General features: G+C 69.2%; 24 protein-coding genes and 1 pseudogene. 4 read left to right on the top strand and 21 right to left on the bottom strand.

What is annotated here, in order from left to right:
• Positions 1–4: 4 nt before the first annotated feature.
• The 7 genes and pseudogenes from OHO27_RS32700 to OHO27_RS32670 all read right to left on the bottom strand — a co-directional run bounded on the left by OHO27_RS32700 (position 5) and on the right by OHO27_RS32670 (position 4,305).
• Positions 5–736, bottom strand: a complete 732-nt coding sequence (locus OHO27_RS32700; protein WP_328428556.1) for an SRPBCC family protein — start codon at positions 734–736, stop codon at positions 5–7.
• 16 nt (positions 737–752) lie between these two features.
• Entirely contained in the window at positions 753–1,361 is a 609-nt protein-coding gene (locus OHO27_RS32695; protein ID WP_328428555.1) for an ArsR/SmtB family transcription factor, read from the bottom strand.
• A gap of 103 nt (positions 1,362–1,464) precedes the next feature.
• Positions 1,465–2,166, bottom strand: a complete 702-nt coding sequence (locus OHO27_RS32690; protein ID WP_328428554.1) for an antibiotic biosynthesis monooxygenase — start codon at positions 2,164–2,166, stop codon at positions 1,465–1,467.
• Between the two features lie 241 nt (positions 2,167–2,407).
• Positions 2,408–3,001: a DUF3618 domain-containing protein gene (locus OHO27_RS32685; protein WP_328428553.1), complete on the bottom strand. Its 594-nt coding sequence runs from the start codon at positions 2,999–3,001 to the stop codon at positions 2,408–2,410.
• Positions 2,998–3,416: pseudogene (locus tag OHO27_RS32680) on the bottom strand (phage holin family protein). Before OHO27_RS32680 ends, OHO27_RS32685 begins: the two are co-directional and overlap by 4 nt.
• Positions 3,417–3,517: 101 nt before the next feature.
• On the bottom strand, positions 3,518–4,165 hold the full coding sequence (locus tag OHO27_RS32675) for a hypothetical protein (RefSeq protein ID WP_328428552.1): 648 nt from the start codon (positions 4,163–4,165) through the stop codon (positions 3,518–3,520).
• On the bottom strand, positions 4,162–4,305 hold the full coding sequence (locus tag OHO27_RS32670) for a hypothetical protein (RefSeq protein WP_328428551.1): 144 nt from the start codon (positions 4,303–4,305) through the stop codon (positions 4,162–4,164). The genes OHO27_RS32675 and OHO27_RS32670 overlap by 4 nt, the downstream gene beginning before the upstream one ends.
• A 162-nt stretch (positions 4,306–4,467) precedes the next feature.
• Between OHO27_RS32670 and dapA the strand changes: the two genes are divergently transcribed.
• The gene (gene dapA, locus OHO27_RS32665) at positions 4,468–5,370 is read left to right on the top strand and encodes a 4-hydroxy-tetrahydrodipicolinate synthase (protein WP_328428550.1); all 903 of its coding nucleotides are present in this window, start codon (positions 4,468–4,470) and stop codon (positions 5,368–5,370) included.
• 262 nt (positions 5,371–5,632) lie between these two features.
• On the opposite strand, the gene OHO27_RS32660 is transcribed toward dapA, so the two are convergent.
• Positions 5,633–5,860, bottom strand: a complete 228-nt coding sequence (locus tag OHO27_RS32660) for a hypothetical protein (RefSeq protein ID WP_328428549.1) — start codon at positions 5,858–5,860, stop codon at positions 5,633–5,635.
• Between the two features lie 619 nt (positions 5,861–6,479).
• Here OHO27_RS32660 and OHO27_RS32655 point away from each other — a divergent pair.
• Positions 6,480–7,172 carry a hypothetical protein gene (locus OHO27_RS32655; protein WP_328428548.1) on the top strand — a complete coding sequence of 231 codons (693 nt, stop codon included), beginning with the start codon at positions 6,480–6,482 and terminating at the stop codon, positions 7,170–7,172.
• A 325-nt stretch (positions 7,173–7,497) separates the two neighbouring features.
• Here the strand turns inward: OHO27_RS32655 and dapD are convergent, their stop codons facing one another.
• From dapD to OHO27_RS32635, 4 genes are all read right to left on the bottom strand, one after another.
• Positions 7,498–8,487 (bottom strand): 2,3,4,5-tetrahydropyridine-2,6-dicarboxylate N-succinyltransferase, encoded by a 990-nt coding sequence (dapD, locus tag OHO27_RS32650; RefSeq protein WP_328428547.1) that lies wholly within the window; start codon positions 8,485–8,487, stop codon positions 7,498–7,500.
• A gap of 301 nt (positions 8,488–8,788) precedes the next feature.
• The gene (locus OHO27_RS32645) at positions 8,789–9,337 is read right to left on the bottom strand and encodes a TetR/AcrR family transcriptional regulator (RefSeq protein WP_328428546.1); all 549 of its coding nucleotides are present in this window, start codon (positions 9,335–9,337) and stop codon (positions 8,789–8,791) included.
• Complete coding sequence (locus OHO27_RS32640; RefSeq protein ID WP_328428545.1) at positions 9,337–9,657, bottom strand: DMT family transporter; 321 nt, start codon at positions 9,655–9,657, stop codon at positions 9,337–9,339. Before OHO27_RS32640 ends, OHO27_RS32645 begins: the two co-directional genes overlap by 1 nt.
• Positions 9,658–9,721: 64 nt before the next feature.
• Positions 9,722–10,111 (bottom strand): winged helix-turn-helix transcriptional regulator, encoded by a 390-nt coding sequence (locus OHO27_RS32635; protein ID WP_328428544.1) that lies wholly within the window; start codon positions 10,109–10,111, stop codon positions 9,722–9,724.
• 104 nt (positions 10,112–10,215) lie between these two features.
• Between OHO27_RS32635 and OHO27_RS32630 the strand changes: the two genes are divergently transcribed.
• Entirely contained in the window at positions 10,216–10,623 is a 408-nt protein-coding gene (locus OHO27_RS32630) for a RidA family protein (protein ID WP_328430625.1), read from the top strand.
• 63 nt (positions 10,624–10,686) lie between these two features.
• Here OHO27_RS32630 and OHO27_RS32625 read toward each other — a convergent pair whose 3' ends face one another.
• Positions 10,687–11,571: an endo alpha-1,4 polygalactosaminidase gene (locus OHO27_RS32625; RefSeq protein WP_328428543.1), complete on the bottom strand. Its 885-nt coding sequence runs from the start codon at positions 11,569–11,571 to the stop codon at positions 10,687–10,689.
• Positions 11,572–11,971: 400 nt separating this feature from the next.
• Here OHO27_RS32625 and OHO27_RS32620 point away from each other — a divergent pair, with 400 nt between their 5' ends.
• Complete coding sequence (locus OHO27_RS32620; protein WP_328428542.1) at positions 11,972–12,793, top strand: AbfB domain-containing protein; 822 nt, start codon at positions 11,972–11,974, stop codon at positions 12,791–12,793.
• An 87-nt stretch (positions 12,794–12,880) separates the two neighbouring features.
• Here OHO27_RS32620 and OHO27_RS32615 read toward each other — a convergent pair whose 3' ends face one another.
• Genes OHO27_RS32615 through OHO27_RS32580 form a run of 8 tightly spaced genes read right to left on the bottom strand, consistent with a single transcriptional unit; the run spans position 12,881 to position 19,451 of the window.
• Complete coding sequence (locus tag OHO27_RS32615; protein ID WP_328428541.1) at positions 12,881–13,213, bottom strand: metal-sulfur cluster assembly factor; 333 nt, start codon at positions 13,211–13,213, stop codon at positions 12,881–12,883.
• Positions 13,210–13,677, bottom strand: a complete 468-nt coding sequence (sufU, locus tag OHO27_RS32610; RefSeq protein WP_328428540.1) for a Fe-S cluster assembly sulfur transfer protein SufU — start codon at positions 13,675–13,677, stop codon at positions 13,210–13,212. The genes OHO27_RS32615 and sufU overlap by 4 nt, the downstream gene beginning before the upstream one ends.
• A gap of 16 nt (positions 13,678–13,693) precedes the next feature.
• Positions 13,694–14,950, bottom strand: a complete 1,257-nt coding sequence (locus OHO27_RS32605) for a cysteine desulfurase (protein ID WP_328428539.1) — start codon at positions 14,948–14,950, stop codon at positions 13,694–13,696.
• The gene (sufC, locus tag OHO27_RS32600) at positions 14,947–15,711 is read right to left on the bottom strand and encodes a Fe-S cluster assembly ATPase SufC (RefSeq protein ID WP_328428538.1); all 765 of its coding nucleotides are present in this window, start codon (positions 15,709–15,711) and stop codon (positions 14,947–14,949) included. Before sufC ends, OHO27_RS32605 begins: the two co-directional genes overlap by 4 nt.
• 7 nt (positions 15,712–15,718) lie before the next feature.
• The gene (locus tag OHO27_RS32595; protein ID WP_031057580.1) at positions 15,719–16,036 is read right to left on the bottom strand and encodes a non-heme iron oxygenase ferredoxin subunit; all 318 of its coding nucleotides are present in this window, start codon (positions 16,034–16,036) and stop codon (positions 15,719–15,721) included.
• Positions 16,036–17,217, bottom strand: a complete 1,182-nt coding sequence (gene sufD / locus OHO27_RS32590) for a Fe-S cluster assembly protein SufD (RefSeq protein ID WP_328428537.1) — start codon at positions 17,215–17,217, stop codon at positions 16,036–16,038. Before sufD ends, OHO27_RS32595 begins: the two co-directional genes overlap by 1 nt.
• 60 nt (positions 17,218–17,277) lie before the next feature.
• Positions 17,278–18,702 carry a Fe-S cluster assembly protein SufB gene (sufB, locus tag OHO27_RS32585; RefSeq protein WP_328428536.1) on the bottom strand — a complete coding sequence of 475 codons (1,425 nt, stop codon included), beginning with the start codon at positions 18,700–18,702 and terminating at the stop codon, positions 17,278–17,280.
• The gene (locus OHO27_RS32580; protein ID WP_328428535.1) at positions 18,699–19,451 is read right to left on the bottom strand and encodes a helix-turn-helix transcriptional regulator; all 753 of its coding nucleotides are present in this window, start codon (positions 19,449–19,451) and stop codon (positions 18,699–18,701) included. The genes sufB and OHO27_RS32580 overlap by 4 nt, the downstream gene beginning before the upstream one ends.
• Positions 19,452–19,603 lie beyond the last annotated feature (152 nt).

The raw sequence follows: 19,603 nt of genomic DNA, 5'->3' as shown, positions 1-19,603 counted from the left end.
AGGTTCAGGACTGGCTGAACACGCCGTTCAGCCAGTCCTGCCATGCGGACTCGGTCGCCTTGGCGTCGGCGTCCGGGGCGAAGTCGTGGACGCTGATGCCGACCGGGGCACCCCAGTGGTTGCGTCCGAAGACACGGATGAGGGCGGTGTCCGTGCGCAGCCCGATGAAGTACGGGTCGCGGTAGTCGAGTACGGCGTCGAAGGCCTCCGGCCCTCGCACGGTCACCCGCCCGCCCTGGGCGTCGCCGCTCCCGAGCCCGAGCGCCGGTCCGACGACGGCGAAGGCGTCGGGCGCCTGGCTCGCCTCCGGGCCTTCCAGCTGGGCGAAGGTCACCGGGCGGGGCGCGAAGTGCGTCAGGTACTCGCGCAGGGTGTGCAGATAGAAGTCGGTGTGCTTGGCGGCGCCGTCGTACTGGTTGTCCCAGTCGTCGGTGAAGATGCCGCTGTGCACATAGCGCACCCAGGCGCGCCTGCCCCCGTCGCGCGCCTCGATGACGTGCTCCAGCTGGTTGACCGACTGGGTCGGGAATCCGACGTCCTCGCTGCGGACGGTGAGGTGGTTCGGCGGATCCCAGGCGGTGACCGTGGAGCCGAAGGCCGCGGCGCCGCCGACCCGCGGCTCGGGGGGATCCATCGGCCACAGATAGGCTCCGGTCCCCTGCGTGACGGCCTCCCACACCTCCTCCGGAGAGGCGTCGACCTCGAACTCACGGACGATCTCGAATTCCTTGGACATGGTGGGCTCCTGCTGCTTACTGGTCGAGTGCGGGGTTCGGCTGGTCCTTGACCGTGGGGTGTACGGCGACCACGATCCGGTGATCGCGGCCGCCCTGCGCGTCGGGCGCGTCGTACTTGTGGATCAGCGCGCTCACGCCCGCCGTCAACTCCTGGATGAACGCGGCCCGTTCGGCCGCCGAGGCGAAGCGGACCTCGCCGTCCAGGGCGTACGTCGCCAGCCCCTTCCGGGCCTTCGCGGCGCCGGTGATCAGCGAGCCGACGTCCCGGACGAGCCGGGCGCCGAGCGCGAGCAGCCAGCGGGCGGAGAGCTGGTCACGGAAGCGGTCCGGGTCCGGCTGCACCGCGGCGAGCGCGAGCGGCGAGATGACGTACGACGCGGCGGTCGCCTGCATCAGCCGCTCGGTGACGTTGCCCTTGCGGCGCTCGCCGGCCAGCTCCACCAGTCCGTGCCGCTCCAGTGCCCTGAGGTGGTAGTTCACCTTCTGCCTGGGCAGCCCGACCTTGCCGGCCAGCATGGCGGCCGACGCGGGGCCGGCCGCCAGCTCGGCGAGCAGCCGGGCCCTTGTGGGGTCCAGGGAGACGGCTGCGGCCTCGGGGTCCTCGATCACGGTGACGTCCAGCATGCGTCCACCGTCTCACCGAAAACTTTTTTTGTCCAGACGATTGGAGCTTTCGGTGAGGTGGCCTGGTTGCCTCGTTGGACCTTGTACGGCGACCCCCTCGGCGTCAGTCGGGAACGAGGCCGAGGGCGTGGTCGTACCGGCTGACCGTGCTGCTCTTCAGCCCCGGCCAGGTCTGGACGCGGTGCCACAGCTCGGACGCCGACCCGATGCCGTCGCCCGGGGCGGCGAGGGCGTCGATGTGGGCGGTCGCGCTCTCCCACTCGGCGTAGTTCAGGACACGGGTGCCGTCGGTGCTCAGGTGGAAGTGGGCGGAGATGCCCCCGGGATGGGGCTTCGGCTCGCTCTCCAGCGCCTCGAAGACGGCGTCGACCCAGGCGCGCTGCCGGTCGGGGTCGGGGCCCTCGAACTCGATGTCGACGATCACGATGCAGCCGGGGACGCGGGTGTCACCCTCGCGCGTGCCGCTGCGGTAGTGCCGGTACCGGCCGAGTCCGAGCCGCTCGATGCCCGGTACGGCCGTGTCGATCTCGTCGTTGCGCTCCTGGCGGTGGGTCTTCACGAAGGCCTCGTAGGCCTGCTCGCCGCGCCACTGCGAGTAGTGCAGGAGGGTGGCGGCGTCGTGCCCGGTGTAGACGTGGTAGCCGAGCAGGCCGTCGGCGGGCCAGGGGCGGCGCGCCCAGGTGCCGGCGATCGCCTCCACGGTCTGCTGCTGTCGCAAGGGGGTGCCGACCCGCCAGGTACTGAAGAAGGGGGCGCCGATCTCGGCGCGGGTGAGGTCGGGGTGGGCGTCGGTGCGACGGGTCATGGAGGCCTCCGGCATCGGTGGTCAATGCGTGCACTGATCACCTTTCGACCTCAACCGGACTTGAGGTCAAGTGGCCCCCCGGAAGGCGGGGCTCACGAGACGGCACGGGGCGGCACGGGGCGGCACGGGGCGGCACGGGATCCCAGAACGCACGCGGCGGCGCCGGGCCCGAGTGCACACAGAGCGGCGCGGGACCGGTGACCGGTCCCGCGCCGCCTCGCCGTCTCCCTCGATCGGCGTCTCAGCGGTGCCCGTTGTGCCGGCGCCGCAACACCTGCGCGGCGACCACAGCACCCACGGCCGCTCCGGCGATCAGCACCGGCCGCGGATTCCGCATCCCGGCCTGGACGACGGTGCGCACGGGGCGCGGCACGCTGTGCTCGACCACATGGCCCGCGTGCGTCGCCCTGCCCTGGGCGGTGTGCCCGGCCTGGGTCGCCCGGTCCTGCACCGTGTGCCCGGCGTGCGTCGCCTTGTCCTGCACGACGTGTCCCGCCTGGGTCGCCCGGTCCTGCACGACGTGCCCGGCGCGTGTGGCCCGCTCCTGCACCACATGCCCGGCCTGAACCGCGCTGCTGCGCAGCTGCACGGTCATCGCACCCGCCTTGTCCTTGAGGTCGGCGGCGCGCGCCAGGGCCCGGCCCTTCACATCCGCCTTCCCGGCCAACTCCGCCACGGTGTCGCCGAGTTCGCTGCGCGTCCGCTCGATCTGGCTACGCAGTTCCTCGGGACCCTTGGCCCCCGCGCTCGCCTTCGCCGCCGCGGACTTCCCCGCGGCAGCGGCCTTGGCGGCGCCCTTCCCGCCGCCCGTCGCCCCTGCCTTGCGGTCCGTCATCGGTGTGCCCTTTCCTTGATCTCCTCGACATCGGCCCTGACGCTGCCGAGAGCCTCCTCCGGCGTGGGGGTGCGGCGCGCCGCAGCCGGGCGCGGCCGGTCGCGGCCAGCAGACCGGCGAGGGCGAACAGGACCCCCGTCACGATCAGCGCCGCGGCCCACACGGACAGCGTCAGCGAGAGTGCGGCGGTGGCCGCGGCGGCCAGGAACAGCAGACCGGCGTACGCGACGGCGCCCGCCGCGCCGAGCAGCCCACCGCCCGTGCCGGCGCGTCGGCCCTTCTCGGCCAGCTCCTCCTTGGCGAGGGCGACTTCCTGTCGTACGAGCCGGGAGAGCTGTTCGCCTGCCTGCCCTACGAGTTCGTTCACCGAGTGGTGCTCGTCGCGCACCCGCTCGGGGGTCGTGGACCCGGTCACGGTTTTCCGCCTCCTCTCGATTCGGAACACCCGGGTACCCGGTGGCGCCCGCGCTATCCCTTCACTCCGCCGTCCGGTCCGCGCCCGCCCAGCCGGGCCGGCTAGGCCTGGAACCAGTCGAGGCGGGTCTGCAACAGCACAACCTCGGCGGCCAGTTCGGGCACACCGAGCTCATCGGCCACAGCGAGGTCGGCCGCGGACGCGACGGACGCCCCCTTCCCGGCCACCACCCGCAGCCGCTCTCCGGCCAGCCGGGCGAACCCCGCGAGCGAGACGGACGTACGGCCGCGCAGGCAGCCCGCGCAGGACGGGGCGAGGGCCCGCCGGCCGGGGCGGCCCCAGCCGGCGTCGGCCAGGCCGGCGGCGACCGCACCGCAGGCGCACGGGCCGACCGTGGCGGTGCGTACCCGCTGACGGGCGTAGCGGAATCCGCGCTCGAAGCGCAGGTAGCGGCCCAGCACGGTGACTTCGAGCAGGACGGCCGCCCGGTGCTCGGCCGTGCACAGCAGCGCCTCGGCCGCCGTACGGTCGTGCACACAGTGGAAGCCGCAGTCGCAGCGGCGGCTCGGCGCCCGGTGCCGCAGGCCGTAGACGCAGGACGCATCGGCCAGGACTCCGTACGGCAGCGCGCCGCCCAGCGACACACCGGTGAACCCGGCCCGGGTGCCGTCCTGGGACAGCATCGGGTGGGCGATCTTGTATCCGGACGGCGGCTCCGTCGGGCGTTCCTCCGGAAGCCGCAGCCTCATCGGGCGACCGGGACCTCTTCGGGCGCGGACGCCTCGGCGACCTCGGTCTCCGCGATCACTTCGGCGAGTTCGAGCTGTTCGTCGTGGGCCTGAGGCCGCTCTTGCGCGACTCCGGTGGCGAGTGTCTTGCCGAGCTTCATGACGCCTCCCATGACCAGGGGTCGCTGACCGTCCCGGCCATGGTGGCCCCATGACGCCCGCCCTTGGACATAGGGCAAGCCCCAAAAGCCGAAGCAACGCTTATCAATACCCCGTAGAAGAATTAAGTGGAGCTACGACATGACAGTGCCGACACTACTACCATGACGACCGCCAACGCCTCCGCCCCTCCCTTCGGCCGGGCCCTCTGCGCCATGATCACGCCCTTCACCGAGGCGGGATCCCTCGACCTCGACGGCGCCCAGCGTCTGGCCGACCGGCTGGTGACCGAGGGGTGTGACGGGCTCGTGCTCTCCGGCACGACGGGCGAGTCGCCGACCACCTCGGACGCCGAGAAGTCGGATCTGATCCGGGCCGTCCGGGAAGCGGTGGCCGACCGGGCGACGGTCGTCGCGGGCGTGGGCACCTTCGACACCCGGCACACCGTCGAACTCGCCCTGGCGGCCGAAAAGGCGGGCGCCGACGCCCTGTTGGTGGTCGCGCCGTACTACAGCAAGCCCCCGCAGGACGCCGTCGAGGCGCACTTCCGCGAGATCGCCGACGCGGCCGGACTGCCCCTCGCGCTGTACGACATTCCCGGCCGCACCGGCACCCGGATCGAGCCGGAGACGCTGATCCGACTCGCCGAACACCCCCGGATCGTCGCGGTGAAGGACTGCTCCTTCGACTTCCTCGGCACCCAGAAGGTGCTCGCCCGCACGGAGTTGGCGTACTACGCGGGCTGCGACGAGCACAACCTCGCCCTGTACGCGGTGGGCGGCTCCGGCTACATCAGCACGGTCGCGAACGTCGTACCGTCCCAGCTCCGTGCGGTCCTCGACGCGTTCGAGGCGGGCGACACCCCCGTGTCCGCCCGCCTCCAGCAACGCGCCACGCCACTCATCGAGTTGATGATGGCGGCCGGTCTGCCCGGCGCGGTCACCGCGAAGGCCCTGCTCAATGAGCTCGGCCTGCCCGCGGGCCCGGTCCGCGCACCGCTGCGGCCTGCCGGCCGCGAGGCGGTCGAGGGGCTGCGGACGGCGTACGAAGGGCTCGTCGCGGACTGATCAGCGGCACGCGAAGACCTGCTCCCACCCCTGTCGTTTCTCGTCCTGGTCCGGCTCACGAACACCGCTCAGGGGTACGACCTTGTCGCTGCCGATCGTGACCAGCCCGAGCCGGGGCCGGTACGTCTCCTCCAGACCGGTGACGCGTAGGGCGTGCTGCCGCTTTGCCGACGCACGGAAACAGCTCGCGCACGCGGCGGGGCCCGTACCGCCACCCTGTGCGCTACGGGCCCCGCCCCACCTACACCGTGTCAGCGCGCGATCAGCCCCACTTGTACCCGTCGCCGAGGAGCAGAACGTGCTCCAGCACATCCTCCATCGGATCGTCCACCTGCCCCACGTTGACCAGCCCGATGCGGGGCCCGTTGTGCGAGCCCGTGTTGGTCTCGTCGGCATGTGCGGCCCCGGCCGGCAGCCAGCACGCCGCCCCCGCCGCCAACGTGCCCACCACCAGGCGCACTACAACCCTGGCCCGCGCACTCGTCTTCACTCGACCCACCATCGGCCCTCATCTCGTCGGTTCGGCGTGTGATCGGAAACTGCGTCGACCTGTTCATCTGCCTGGACCGCGACGAGGTCACGTGGAGTAACCCATACGTGAGCGAGTCGCGTCGGGCTGCCACACGCAAGCGCCCTCCCACGAGCCGTGTCCGGCTGTGGAAGGGCGTTCGCGACAGCAGTCCGACGGACGGTGGCCGTCAGTTGTCGTGCTTTAGCGGGCAGGTCCGCAGACTGCCCGACGCGCCGGAAGCTTACGGGGCCATGATCACTCGCGCCAAGCAGCTCCAGCCCAAAGCCGCTCCACTGACCGCGTGGGCCGCTGCTCCAGGCTGTAAAAACAGGTCGACGCAGCCGCAACCTTGCGATCGATGCCACAAAGCCCCGGCCACGTTCCGATCGTGCTGGCCAGCCGACCCAAAGGAAAAACCACCCAGCCGGGCACTAATTACAGATTTAACGAATTCCGTTGTTAAATGTCGCCAGTTTAATCAACGTGAAACGAGACGGCTCCGGATGGAGGGGAGTGTCGGCCGGATGCCGAAACACCTAGATTCGAATAGAGTAATAGGGGGTTGGAATTCAGTTCGACTTTCAAGGAGGTGCCTCTCATGACAGGCACGCTTCATGTAATGACACGGGAGCTGTTCTTCTACAACGCATCCACCGGTTCATGCGCCGCCGGAAGGCTCAGCACAGACGGCAACTTCACCGGCCTCACCACCGGCGGAGGACTCTCGAAGAACTGGACCGACGTAGTCGCCGTCGGCCGCGAATTGTTCTTCTACAACGCATCCACCGGTTCATGCGCCGCCGGAAGGCTCAGCACAGACGGCAACTTCACCGGCCTCACCACCGGCGGAGGACTCTCGAAGAACTGGACCGACGTAGTCGCCGTCGGCCGCGAATTGTTCTTCTACAACGCATCCACCGGTTCATGCGCCGCCGGAAGGCTCAGCACAGACGGCAACTTCACCGGCCTCACCACCGGCGGAGGACTCTCGAAGAACTGGACCGACGTAGTCGCCGTCGATCGCGAATTGTTCTTCTACAACGCATCCACCGGTTCATGCGCCGCCGGAAGGCTCAGCACAGACGGCAACTTCACCGGCCTCACCACCGGCGGAGGACTCTCGAAGAACTGGACCGACGTAGTCGCCGTCGGCCGCGAATTGTTCTTCTACAACGCATCCACCGGTTCATGCGCCGCCGGAAGGCTCAGCACAGACGGCAACTTCACCGGCCTCACCACCGGCGGAGGACTCTCGAAGAACTGGACCGACGTAGTCGCCGTGACGCACTAGCCAGCCTGAGCGCTTGACCAGCCGCTCCGAAGGATCCCGGTCCAGCGGCAGCCGCTGGGCCGCCTCCGGGCCGTGCAAGGTTGGCCGACGCCGACCAACAACGACAGAGGCCCACGGCGTCTGAGCTGATCAGAGCCGTGGGCCTGTTCTGTTTTGCTGGTCAGCCAGCAGGCCGCCGCGTAGACCGGCACGTGAGCGCCCTCCCGGGCAGTCCTCGGGCCGTGGACGGGCGCTTAACGAAGACCAACGCCGACAACTGCCGATAGCTCAACAGCAGGTCATGAAGCTGATCGTTTAGACGGCCGCAGCTCAAGGCCGCCGATGATCAGTTGTGGCTGTGCAGGATCTCGTTCAGCCCGCCCCACACCGCGTTGTTCGGGCGGGCCTCGACCGTGCCGGTGACCGAGTTGCGGCGGAAGAGGATGTTGGAGGCGCCGGAGAGTTCGCGGGCCTTGACGATCTGGCCGTCGGGCATCGTGATGCGGGTGCCGGCGGTGACGTACAGGCCGGCCTCGACGACGCACTCGTCGCCCAGCGCGATGCCGACGCCCGCCTCGGCGCCGATCAGGCAGCGCTCGCCGATGGTGATGATCACGTTGCCGCCGCCGGACAGGGTGCCCATCGTCGACGCGCCGCCGCCGATGTCCGAGCCGTCGCCGACCACGACGCCCGCGGAGATACGGCCCTCGACCATGGAGGTGCCGAGGGTTCCGGCGTTGAAGTTGACGAAGCCCTCGTGCATGACGGTGGTGCCCTCGGAGAGGTGCGCGCCCAGGCGGACCCGGTCGGCGTCGGCGATGCGCACGCCCTTGGGGGCGACGTAGTCCGTCATCCGCGGGAACTTGTCGATCGAGGTGACCTGGAGGTGCAGGCCCTCGGCGCGGGCGTTCAGGCGGACCTTCTCGACGTCGTCGACGGCGACCGGGCCGAGGGAGGTCCAGGCGACGTTGGCGAGGAAGCCGAACTGGCCCTCCAGGCTCAATCCGTGCGGCTTGACCAGGCGGTGGGAGAGCAGGTGCAGGCGCAGGTACACGTCGTGCGCGTCGATCGGCTTCTCGTCGAGCGAGGCGATGACCGTGCGGACCGCGACGACCTCGACGCCCCGTCGTGCATCCGGCCCGATCGCCTTCGCGGCGCCTTCGCCGATCAGCTCGACGGCCCGCTCGGCGGACAGCCGCTCGCTGCCGGAGGGACCGGGCTCGGCGACGAGCTCGGGCGCGGGGAACCAGGTGTCGAGAACAGTGCCGTCAGCAGCGATCGTGGCAAGGCCGGCTGCCACGGCGCCGGTGGTACGAGAAGCAGTCGTGTCGGTCATGAGGGCAACCTAACCGGCGGGGGGCCGCCCGGGCCAACCGACGGGAGGGGCGTCTCAGGGTACGGGCCGTCCGTGGGCGTCCGAGGCTGTCCGTGACAGCCGTCCCTGGCCGCCGCCCCTGTCCGTCTCCCTGGCCGCCGTCCCTGGCCGGATGGGGTCGGCCGCTCCGGCGGCCCTACTCCGGCCAGCGGCCGGCGCCCAGGCCCAGGCCCCGATCCCGACCCCGACCCCGACCCCGGCGAGCGAAACCCGCTCCCATCAGGGCATCGCACCGCTGCCAGAGGTCACACCCCGTCGGCACTCACCCGACCCGCCCGGGAATCACCCGCCGCAGCACCTCACACGCATACCCCTCGTCATACGGCACCTCAGTCAGCAGCACCTGCAGGCAGATCCCGTCCATCAGCGCCACCAGCGCCCGCGCGGTGACCGCGTCCGTGCACCGGGACAGTCGGTCGGCGAGGTCCTGCGCCCACTCGGCGGCCACCGGGCGCAGGGCGGGGCGGCGCAGGGCGGCGAGGTAGAGCTCGTACTCCAGCTCCACGCCCGTGCGGTCCCCCGCGAGCCACTCGCCCATCCAGCCCGCGAGTTCGGCGGCCAGGTCGGTGTCCGGGTCCGCCAGGCCGCCACGCGAGGCGATCACCTTGGCGAAGCCCTCGTTGGCCTGGCGAAGAGCCGCGACCAGCAGATCGTCGAGGGTCTTGAAGTGGTACGTCGTGGAGCCGAGCGGCACATCCGCCTCGGCGGCGGCGGTGCGGTGGCTCAGCCCCGCGATGCCCTTCTCCCCGACGACCCGGATCGCCGCGTCGATGATCCGCTGGCGCCGCTCGGGGTCGTAGCGCCGGGGCATCAGTGCGCGCCTCCCAGGTTCAGCACCACCACGCCGGCGATGATCAGCGCGATACCCGCGGCCTTGGCCACCGTCATCCCCTCCCCCATGAACAGGATCCCGATGGTGGCGATGGCCGCGGTGCCGACGCCCGCCCAGATCGCGTACGCCGTGCCCACGGAGACGGTCCTCAGGGTCTGGGCGAGCAGCGCGAAGGAGACGAGGTATCCGAGGGCGGTCAGTAGTGACGGCCAGAGCCTGCTGAAACCGTCGCTGTACTTCATGGATGTCGTGGCGGCCACCTCGGCCGCTATGGCTCCGGCGAGCAGCAGGTATCCCATGTGTACGAGCGTACACAACGATAGCGACGATTGCGTACAGCCGTACACAACGGCCCCCGCACAGCTACGGTTTCCGCGCCTCGAAGCGCTGCCGGGACGTCTCGATGTCCCCGAGGTACCGGTGGGTCCAGTCGCACATGCCGTCGATGGTCACCCGCAGGGCCTGGCCCGGCTCGGTGAGCGTGTACTCGACGCGCGGCGGCACCGTGGGGTGCACGGTGCGCTCGATCAGGCCGTTGCGCTCCAGCATGCGCAGGTTCTGGGTGAGCATCTTGTGGCTGATCCCGTCGACCTCGCCACGCAACACGCTGAAGCGCAGGGTCTGCTCCCCCAGGGCCTCGATGATCAGCAGAGCCCATTTGTTGGCTATGTCCGAGAAGATCTCCCGGGCCAGGGAGTCCGCGCGTGTCACGTCCGCCTGGTCCAGTGAGCCGCTGGACTGCTTGGTTCCCATGAGGTTCCCCAGTCACCGAAAAGTGCGTTCTTCCATGTCAGCGGCCACTCTCCTACGGTTCCTGAGTAACCACAAGTGAGTACGAGATGGAACGGACGGACGACATGGCCATCACTCTGGTGAACCCGAGCGGACTGGTGGAGGTCGGCGCCTACCACCAGGTGTCGATCGCGAGCGGCTCGAAGCTGGTCTTCGTCGCCGGGCAGGTCGCGTGGGACGCGGAAGGCAGCGCGATCGGGGCGGACGACCTCGCCGCGCAGGTCGAGCAGTGCTACCTCAACGTCGGCACTGCCCTGGCCGCGGCCGGCGCCTCCTTCGACGACGTCGCGAAGCTGAACGTCCACGTCGTCGACTGGACCCCCGACATGATGCCCCAGCTCATGGAGGGGATCACCCGGGCGGCCACCAAGCTGGGGGTCACCGCCGCACCGCCGGCCACGCTGCTGGGCGTCGCGGCACTGGACGTGCCCGAGCACCTGGTCGAGATCGAGGCCACCGCGGTCCTCGACTGAGTCACTGAGCCCACGGCTGAGCCCACGACTGGGCGGGCGCCGTCCGGGGCGAGCGGTCTCGGGTCAGCAGGTACGGCGGCGGTACGCCTCCTCCCCCGCGGGGACGACGTCCAGGTCGCGCAGGACCACCGACAGCTTGTCGCCCCACTCCGCACACGCGGCGGCGAGGCCGTCCTGCCGGTACTCGATGTCGAAGACGCGGTCGTCGTACGCGTCCGCGTAGGCATCGCACTCGTCGTACTGTCCGCACTCCTCGGCCACCGCGAAGTCGAAGCCGATGCCGCGGCCCTGTCCGGCCAGTTCGGCGGCGTTCTTCTGGCCGATCGCCAGCCCGGCGGCGTGGGCCCGGGCGGCGATCAACTTACCGAAGGCCACGTTGTCGTCGGCGGTCAGCAGACCGTCGGACCGTTCGTGCGAGTCGAGGTTGTCGGCCTCGACCGCCTGGAACCCGGCGGCGGCACAGCCGTCGATCCACTCCCCCACGACGTCGGCGAGCCGCTGGCGCTTGGCGGCTGTCGAGATGTCCAGGACGGCCTCGTCCCAGTCCCGGTCGACGACCAGCGAGTCGTCGGCGTCGCGCAGGAGCAGGTCGGGATGGCGGTCCTCCCACCAGTCCTCGGTGTCCGGCTGGGCCTGGAAGGCGTTGACGTAGCAGATGTTGTAGACCCCCGGCGCCGACTTCGCCGCGCGGTCGCGGGAGATTGCGCGTACGCCGGTGGGCGGCCGGTAGGCCCCGCCGATCTGGTAGTCGAAGCCGACCCCCGGCTCGGGCAGGACCACCTTGCCCGTACCGGCCGTGCCGGGGGCCGTCGGGGCGGTGGAGCGGCCCGGCTCGTCGGCGTCCCCACCGTCGGACGACGTACATCCGCCCGCGGCCACGGCGAGCGCACCGCACAGAGCTGCGGCCGCGAGCGCACGGCGGAGGATACGGGGGGCGCGGTGGGCCATGATCCGGGGGCTCCTGTCGGTATGCGCTCGTGCGGTGTGCGCTCGCGCGCGGTGTGTGCTCGTGCAGTGCCGCCCGGCCATGATGCCCTGCTGCGGGCCCGGGCCCGGCAGTCGGGGCCACGACGGCCTCGACTGAGCCCCTCGCCGTCGGATACCGGCCACGACGCCAACAGGTCATTTCCTGGCCTCAATTGAGTGAGCGTCAGTGATCACGTGCCCGACTGTTGACGCAGGGAACCCGGCCCGCTCACTCCTGAAACCGGCTCAGAAATCGATCTGGATACGGCTCGTTCCAAACAGGTGCTCGGGAGTCACTGGGTCCACTAGTGTTTCACCGTTCACATACCGGGCCTTCGCAGCCGCGGTCGTCGCCCCATGACGCCGCTGGGGGGAACAGCGCATGCCAGAGAACAAGTCCCGGCCGTCTCAGGACCAACCTTGGGAGAACGGCTGGGCTCCGGACACCTCCCGGGCGCCGGGGACGCGCCGCCTGTGGCTGGCCGGCGGGATGGCGGTGGCGACGATCGTCGCGTGCGCCACGGCAATCGTCGTGATGGAGAGGGCACCTGACGAGCAGACACGCTCGGCACCGGCCGACGACAACACGACCGTCCCCGGCCTGATCTCCTTCGCCTCACCCTCGGAGACTCCCCCGAAGGGCAAGAGCGGCCTGTCGACGGCCGAGGCTACGACCAGGGCACCCCGCCAACAGGACGCCGGCACACCCAAGCCCGCGCCGAAGCCGACCGAGTCGTCGTCCCGCGAGGCCGGTTCCTCGGCCGCCCCGAAGCCCCCGGCAGCCACGACCTGGCGATCCGTCCGCTCGGTCAACTACCCCGACCATTACTGGCACGTGAGCGGCGGGTACGTGGCCCTGGACCCGGTCCGCGGCTCCGAATCCCGCGAGGATTCCACCTTCAAGCAGGTGAAGGGGCTGGCCGACAGCTCCTGCTACTCCTTCGCCACGCACGACGGCGCATACCTGCGCCACCGCAACTTCGTCCTGCGCCCCGAACGCCATGACGGCTCCGCCCAGTTCAAGCAGGACGCCACCTTCTGCCCCCGCGACTCGTCCCACTCCGGCGCGACCATGCTGGAGTCGGTCAACTACCCGGGCTACTTCCTCCGCCACAGGAACTTCGTCGTCCGTCTCGAGCGCTTCGAGTACAGCTCCCTGTACCTGGCGGACTCGTCGTTCCGGATCGTCGGCGGGCTGACCTGAGCCGGCCCCGAGTACGAGCACAGGAAAGCGGCGGCACCCGTAAGGTGCCGCCGCTTTGTCCGTGAGTTGGAGTCCCGGACCCTGGATTCAGACGTTGAACCCGAGCGCCCGAAGCTGCTCCCGCCCATCGTCGGTGATCTTGTCCGGCCCCCACGGCGGCATCCAGACCCAGTTGATGCGCAGCTCGTTGACGAGGCCGTCCGTGGCGGACTTGGCCTGGTCCTCGATGACGTCCGTCAGCGGACACGCCGCCGAGGTCAGCGTCATGTCGAGCGTCGCGATGTTCGCGTCGTCGATGTGGATGCCGTAGATGAGGCCGAGATTGACGACGTCGATACCCAGCTCGGGGTCGACGACGTCGTACAGCGCCTCACGGACCTCTTCCTCCGAGGCCGGCTTCATCTCCACGGTGTCACTCATGCCGTCTTCCTTTCGGCGTCGGCGTCGCCCAGCGCCTGGGCCGTCGCGTCCTTCCACGCCATCCAGCTCAGGAGGGCGCACTTGACCCGGGCGGGGTACTTGGAGACTCCGGCGAACGCGACCGCGTCCTCCAGAACCTCCTCCATCGCGTCGTCGGGCTCCAGCTTCCCCTTGGACTGCATCAGCTCCAGGAAGGTCTCCTGGATCTTCTGCGCGTCGGAGAGGTCCTTGCCGACGAGGAGTTCGTTCAGTACGGACGCGCTCGCCTGGCTGATGGAACAGCCCTGGCCCTCGTACGAGACGTCCTCGATCTTCGTGCCGTCGTACTTCACGCGCAGGGTGATCTCATCGCCGCACGTCGGGTTGACGTGGTGCACCTCGGCGTCGCCATCCCGCAAGCCCCGCCCGTGCGGGTTCTTGTAGTGGTCCAGGATGACTTCCTGGTACATCGAATCCAGCTTCATGCGATCGCTCGTCCCGTCAGCCGAAGAAGTTCCGGACGTGCTCCAGGCCGTCCACCAGAGTGTCGATCTCGGCCGGCGTGGAGTACAGATAGAACGACGCTCGCGTGGTCGCAGGAATTCCGTAGCGCAGGCAGACCGGCCGCGCGCAGTGGTGGCCGACCCGGACCGCGATGCCCTGCTCGTCGAGGACCTGGCCCACGTCATGCGGGTGGATGTCGCCGAGCGTGAAGGAGATCGCGGCGCCCCGGTCCTCGGCCGTGGTCGGGCCGATGATCCTGAGGTCCGGCACCTCCGCGAACCGCTTCACCGCGTACTCGGTGAGCGCGTGCTCGTGGGCGAGGATCTTGTCCATGCCGATCGAGTTGAGGTAGTCGATCGCCGCGCCGAGGCCGATCGCCTGGGAGATGGGGGGCGTGCCCGCCTCGAACTTGTGCGGGGCGGGAGCGTACGTCGACGAATGCATCGACACGGTCTCGATCATCTCGCCGCCGCCGAGGAACGGGGGCAGGTCCTCCAGCAGCTCCTGGCGGCCCCAGAGCACGCCGATGCCGGTCGGACCGCACATCTTGTGGCCGGTGAAGGCCACGAAGTCGGCCTGGAGCGACTGCACGTCCAGCGGCATGTGGGGAGCGGCCTGCGAGGCGTCGATGCACACCAGCGCGCCGACCTCCTGCGCGCGGCGCACTATCGCCTCGACCGGGTTGAGCGTGCCCAGGATGTTCGACACCAGCACGAAGGAGACGATCTTCGTCTTCTCCGTGATGATCTCGTCGATGTTGGACAGGTCGAGACGGCCGTCGTCGGTGAGGCCGAACCACTTCAGCTTCGCGCCCGTGCGCTGCGCGAGCAGCTGCCACGGCACGATGTTGGAGTGGTGCTCCATCTCCGTGATGACGATCTCGGTCTCGTGGTCCACCCGGTAGGGCTCGTCGGCCCAGCCGAGCATGTTGGCCACGAGGTTCAGCGACTCGGAGGCGTTCTTGGTGAAGATCACCTCGTCACGCGAGGGCGCGTTGATGAACTCCGCGACCTTGTCGCGCGCGCCCTCGTACAGTGCCGTGGCCTCCTCGGCGAGGACGTGCACGCCACGGTGGACGTTGGCGTTGTGCTGCTCGTAGTACTCGGAGAGCACGTCGAGCACCTGGCGCGGCGTCTGCGAGGTCGCCGCGTTGTCCAGGTACACGAGCTTCTTGTCGCCGTGGACGACGCGGTCCAGGATCGGGAAGTCCTTGCGGAGCGCCTCGGTGTCGAGGAGGCCCGGCAGCTGTGTCACGCGGATGCGCCACCCTTCACGTACTTGTCGTAGCCCTCGGCCTCGAGCTGGTCCGCGAGCTCCGCTCCGCCGGACTCGGCGATACGGCCGTTCGCGAACACGTGCACCTGGTCGGGCTTGATGTAGCGCAGGATGCGCGTGTAGTGCGTGATCAGCAGGGTGCCGACCTCGCCGGTCTCGCGGACCCGGTTCACGCCCTCGGAGACGACGCGCAGGGCGTCGACGTCCAGGCCGGAGTCGGTCTCGTCGAGGATGGCGACCTTCGGCTTGAGCAGCTCCAGCTGAAGGATCTCGTGGCGCTTCTTCTCACCGCCGGAGAAGCCCTCGTTGACGTTGCGCTCGGCGAAGGACGGGTCCATGTTGAGGCGCTCCATGGCCTCCTTGACCTCCTTGACCCAGGTGCGCAGCTTGGGGGCCTCGCCGCGGATGGCGGTGGCGGAGGTGCGAAGGAAGTTCGACACGGACACACCCGGGACCTCGACCGGGTACTGCATCGCCAGGAACAGGCCCGCGCGGGCGCGCTCGTCGACGGACATCTCCAGGACGTCCTCGCCGTCGAGGGTGACGGTGCCGGAAGTGATCGTGTACTTCGGGTGACCCGCGAGGGAGTAGGCGAGGGTCGACTTGCCCGAGCCGTTGGGGCCCATGATGGCGTGCGTCTCGCCCTGCTTCACGGTGAGGTCGACGCCCTTGAGGATCTCCTTCGTGGCGTTGTCGGCCTCGACGGTGACGTGCAGGTCTCGGATTTCAAGCGTTGCCATGGGTGCCTCAGGACTCCTGGGTGAGGGAGACGAGCACGTCGTCCCCTTCGATCTTTACGGGATATACGGGGACGGGGCGCGTCGCGGGAAGGCCGGACGGCTTGCCGGTGCGGAGGTCGAAGCTGGAGCCGTGCAGCCAGCACTCGATCTGGCAGTCCTCCACCTCGCCCTCGGAGAGCGAGACGTTCGCGTGGGAACAGATGTCGTGGATCGCGAACACCTCACCCTCGGTCTGCACGACCGAGACCGGCGTGCCGTCGAGTTCCACCCGCTTCGGGGTGTCCTCCTCCAGCTCGCTCAGCCCGCAGGCGCGTACGAAAGCCATCAGACCGTGGCCTCCAGCTCCTCGTCGATCTTCACGAGGAGGCGCTCTTCGATGTCGTCGACGCCGATCTGCTGGACGAGCTCGGCGAAGAAGCCGCGCACGACCAGGCGACGGGCCTCGTCGGCCGGGATGCCGCGGGCCATCAGGTAGAAGAGCTGCTCGTCGTCGAAACGGCCGGTGGCCGAGGCGTGGCCGGCGCCGACGATCTCGCCGGTCTCGATCTCCAGGTTCGGCACGGAGTCGACGCGGGCGCCGTCGGTCAGCACCAGGTTGCGGTTCATCTCGTACGTGTCCGTGCCCTCGGCCTTGGCCTCGATCAGCACGTCGCCGATCCACACCGCGTGCGCGTCCTCGCCCTGGAGCGCGCCCTTGTAGGCGACGTTCGACTTGCAGTGCGGGGTGTTGTGGTCGACCAGGAGGCGGTGCTCCTGGTGCTGGCCGGCGTCGGTGAAGTAGAGGCCGAACAGCTCGGCCTCGCCGCCGGTACCGGCGTAGGCGACGCGCGGGTGGAGGCGTACGAGGTCGCCGCCGAAGGTGACCACGAACGACTTGAAGGTGGCGTCCCGGCCGATCAGCGCGTTGTGCTGGCCCACGTGCACGGCCTTGTCGTCCCAGTCCTGGACGGAGACGACGGTGAGCTTGGCGCCGTCGCCCAGGATGTAGTCGACGTTGGCGGCGAGCACCGCGTCACCGGTGTGGTCGATGACGACGACGGCCTCGGCGAAGGCTCCGAGCTCCACGATCTGGTGACCGTAGGCGACCCCGCCCTCGCCGTGCACGGCGATGCGGATCGGCTCGGTGAGGACCGTCTCCTTGGGGACGGTGATCACGCCGGCCTTCTCGAACGCCGAGTACGCCTGGGCGGCGACGCGGTCCACGGGCATGCCCGCCTTGCCGAGGCGCGCGTCGTCGCGGCCGACGGTCTCGACGGTGACGCCCTCGGGGGCCCCGACGGTGACCTGGAGGCCGTCGCCGGTCGCCACGGCGGTGCCGTCGTGCAGCCCGCGCAGGCGCTCCAGCGGGGTGAACCGCCACTCCTCCTCGCGACCGTGCGGGACCGGGAAGTCCGCCACGTCGAAGGACGGGGGCGCGCTCATGCGCGTGGCGACGGTCGACTCGGCGGCCACCGCGATCTGGCCCGCGGTGGTGGAGCCCACGGGGATGTTCTGAGCCTCAGCCATGGCTGTCGGTCTGCTCTCTTCCTACGTCAGTTTCGCTGGCTGCTTGTCCGGAGACCGGTCTTAACCGACCGCGCCTTCCATCTGCAGCTCGATCAGCCGGTTGAGCTCGAGCGCGTACTCCATGGGCAGTTCCTTGGCGATCGGCTCGACGAAGCCGCGCACGATCATCGCCATCGCCTCGAACTCGCTCAGACCACGGCTCATCAGGTAGAAGAGCTGGTCCTCGGAGACCTTGGAGACGGTCGCCTCGTGGCCCATGGACACGTCGTCCTCGCGGACGTCCACGTAGGGGTACGTGTCGGAGCGGGAGATGGTGTCGACGAGCAGTGCGTCGCACAGCACGTTGGACTTCGAGCCGTGGGCGCCCTCGCCGATCTCGACCAGACCGCGGTACGAGGTACGGCCGCCGCCACGTGCCACGGACTTCGACACGATGTTGGAGGAGGTGTTCGGCGCCATGTGGACCATCTTGGAGCCGGCGTCCTGGTGCTGCCCCTCGCCCGCGAAGGCGATGGACAGGGTCTCGCCCTTGGCGTGCTCGCCCATCAGGTAGACGGCCGGGTACTTCATCGTCACCTTGGAGCCGATGTTGCCGTCGACCCACTCCATGGTCGCGCCCTCGTAGGCGACGGCGCGCTTGGTGACCAGGTTGTAGACGTTGTTCGACCAGTTCTGGATGGTCGTGTAGCGGCAGCGGGCGCCCTTCTTCACGATGATCTCGACCACCGCGGAGTGCAGGGAGTCCGACTTGTAGATCGGCGCCGTGCAGCCCTCGACGTAGTGGACGTAGGCGTCCTCGTCGACGATGATCAGCGTCCGCTCGAACTGGCCCATGTTCTCCGTGTTGATACGGAAGTAGGCCTGGAGCGGGATCTCGACGTGCACGCCCTTCGGCACGTAGATGAAGGAGCCGCCCGACCACACGGCGGTGTTCAGCGACGCGAACTTGTTGTCGCCGACCGGGATGACGGTGCCGAAGTACTCCTTGAAGAGCTCCGGGTGCTCCTTCAGGGCCGTGTCGGTGTCCAGGAAGATGACGCCCTGCTCCTCCAGGTCCTCGCGGATCTGGTGGTAGACGACCTCGGACTCGTACTGGGCCGCGACACCGGCGACGAGGCGCTGCTTCTCCGCCTCGGGGATGCCGAGCTTGTCGTACGTGTTCTTGATGTCCTCGGGCAGGTCCTCCCAGGACTCCGCCTGCTTCTCCGTGGAACGCACGAAGTACTTGATGTTGTCGAAGTCGATACCGGAGAGGTCCGAGCCCCAGTTCGGCATGGGCTTCTTGTCGAACAGCCGCAGACCCTTGAGACGGAGCTTGGTCATCCAGTCCGGCTCGTTCTTCTTCGCGGAGATGTCACGGACGACGTCCTCGCTCAGACCACGCTTCGCAGAGGCGCCGGCTTCGTCGGAGTCGGCCCAGCCGTATTCGTACTTGCCCAGACCCTCGAGCTCAGGGTGGGCAGTCTCCTCGATGGGGAGAGTCATGCGGGGTTCCTCCCGGCCTTGCTTGCAGATGCGTTATCGGTGGTGTGGGAAATCTTTGGGATGTACGTCGTGCAGACGCCGTCGCCGTGCGCGATGGTCGCCAGTCGCTGGACGTGCGTTCCGAGCAGCTCGGCGAAGATCTCCGTCTCCGCCTCGCACAGCTGGGGGAACTGCTCCGCGACATGGGCCACCGGACAGTGGTGCTGGCAGAGCTGCTCGCCTTTTTGAGGGAGGGGTGCGCTGCGCGCCGTTGCAGCGTACCCGTCTGCGCTCAAGGCCTTGGCCAGGGCTTCGGTGCGCTTGTCCGGGGTGGCCGCCTCGACCGCCTTGCGGTACGCGCCCGCCTGGGCTGCGATCCGGGCGCGGGCGAAGGCGGCGACCGCCTCGCTCCCGCCCTCGCGCTCGGCGATCCATTTCAGGGCGTCCACGGCGAGCTTGTCGTACGACTGGTCGAAGGCGTCGCGGCCGCAGTCGGTGAGCGCGAACACCTTGGCGGGACGGCCACGCGTGCGCGTGCCGTACACCCGCTGTTCCCGGGCCTGGACGACATCGTCCGCGGCCAGCGCGTCCAGATGCCTGCGCACGGCGGCCTGGGTGAGTCCCAGCCGGCCGGCCAGCGCGGCGACGGTCGACGGCCCGTGGTCCAGGATGGATCGCGCGACCCGGTTGCGCGTGGAGCGCTCCCCGGTCGCGAGCTCCTCCTGAGGGGTTCCCATAGGGGTCTCCCGAACCTCGCCGACGTTTTTCACAACGCCATTGTTGCGTAATTCCTCAGGGGCAGGCAAGCCGCGCCCGGGCAGCTCCCGGGTGCCCTGCGTCACTTAGGCATACCTAATCTGACCTGCGGAAACGATCATTGATCGATCAAATCGCTGGCGTCGCGAGGCTCCCTGCGGGACAC

Source organism: Streptomyces sp. NBC_00443 (assembly GCF_036014175.1).
Taxonomy (GTDB): Bacteria; Actinomycetota; Actinomycetes; order Streptomycetales; family Streptomycetaceae; genus Streptomyces.
Note: the sequence above shows the minus strand (reverse complement) of the source record. Positions and strands in the feature narration are given on the sequence as shown.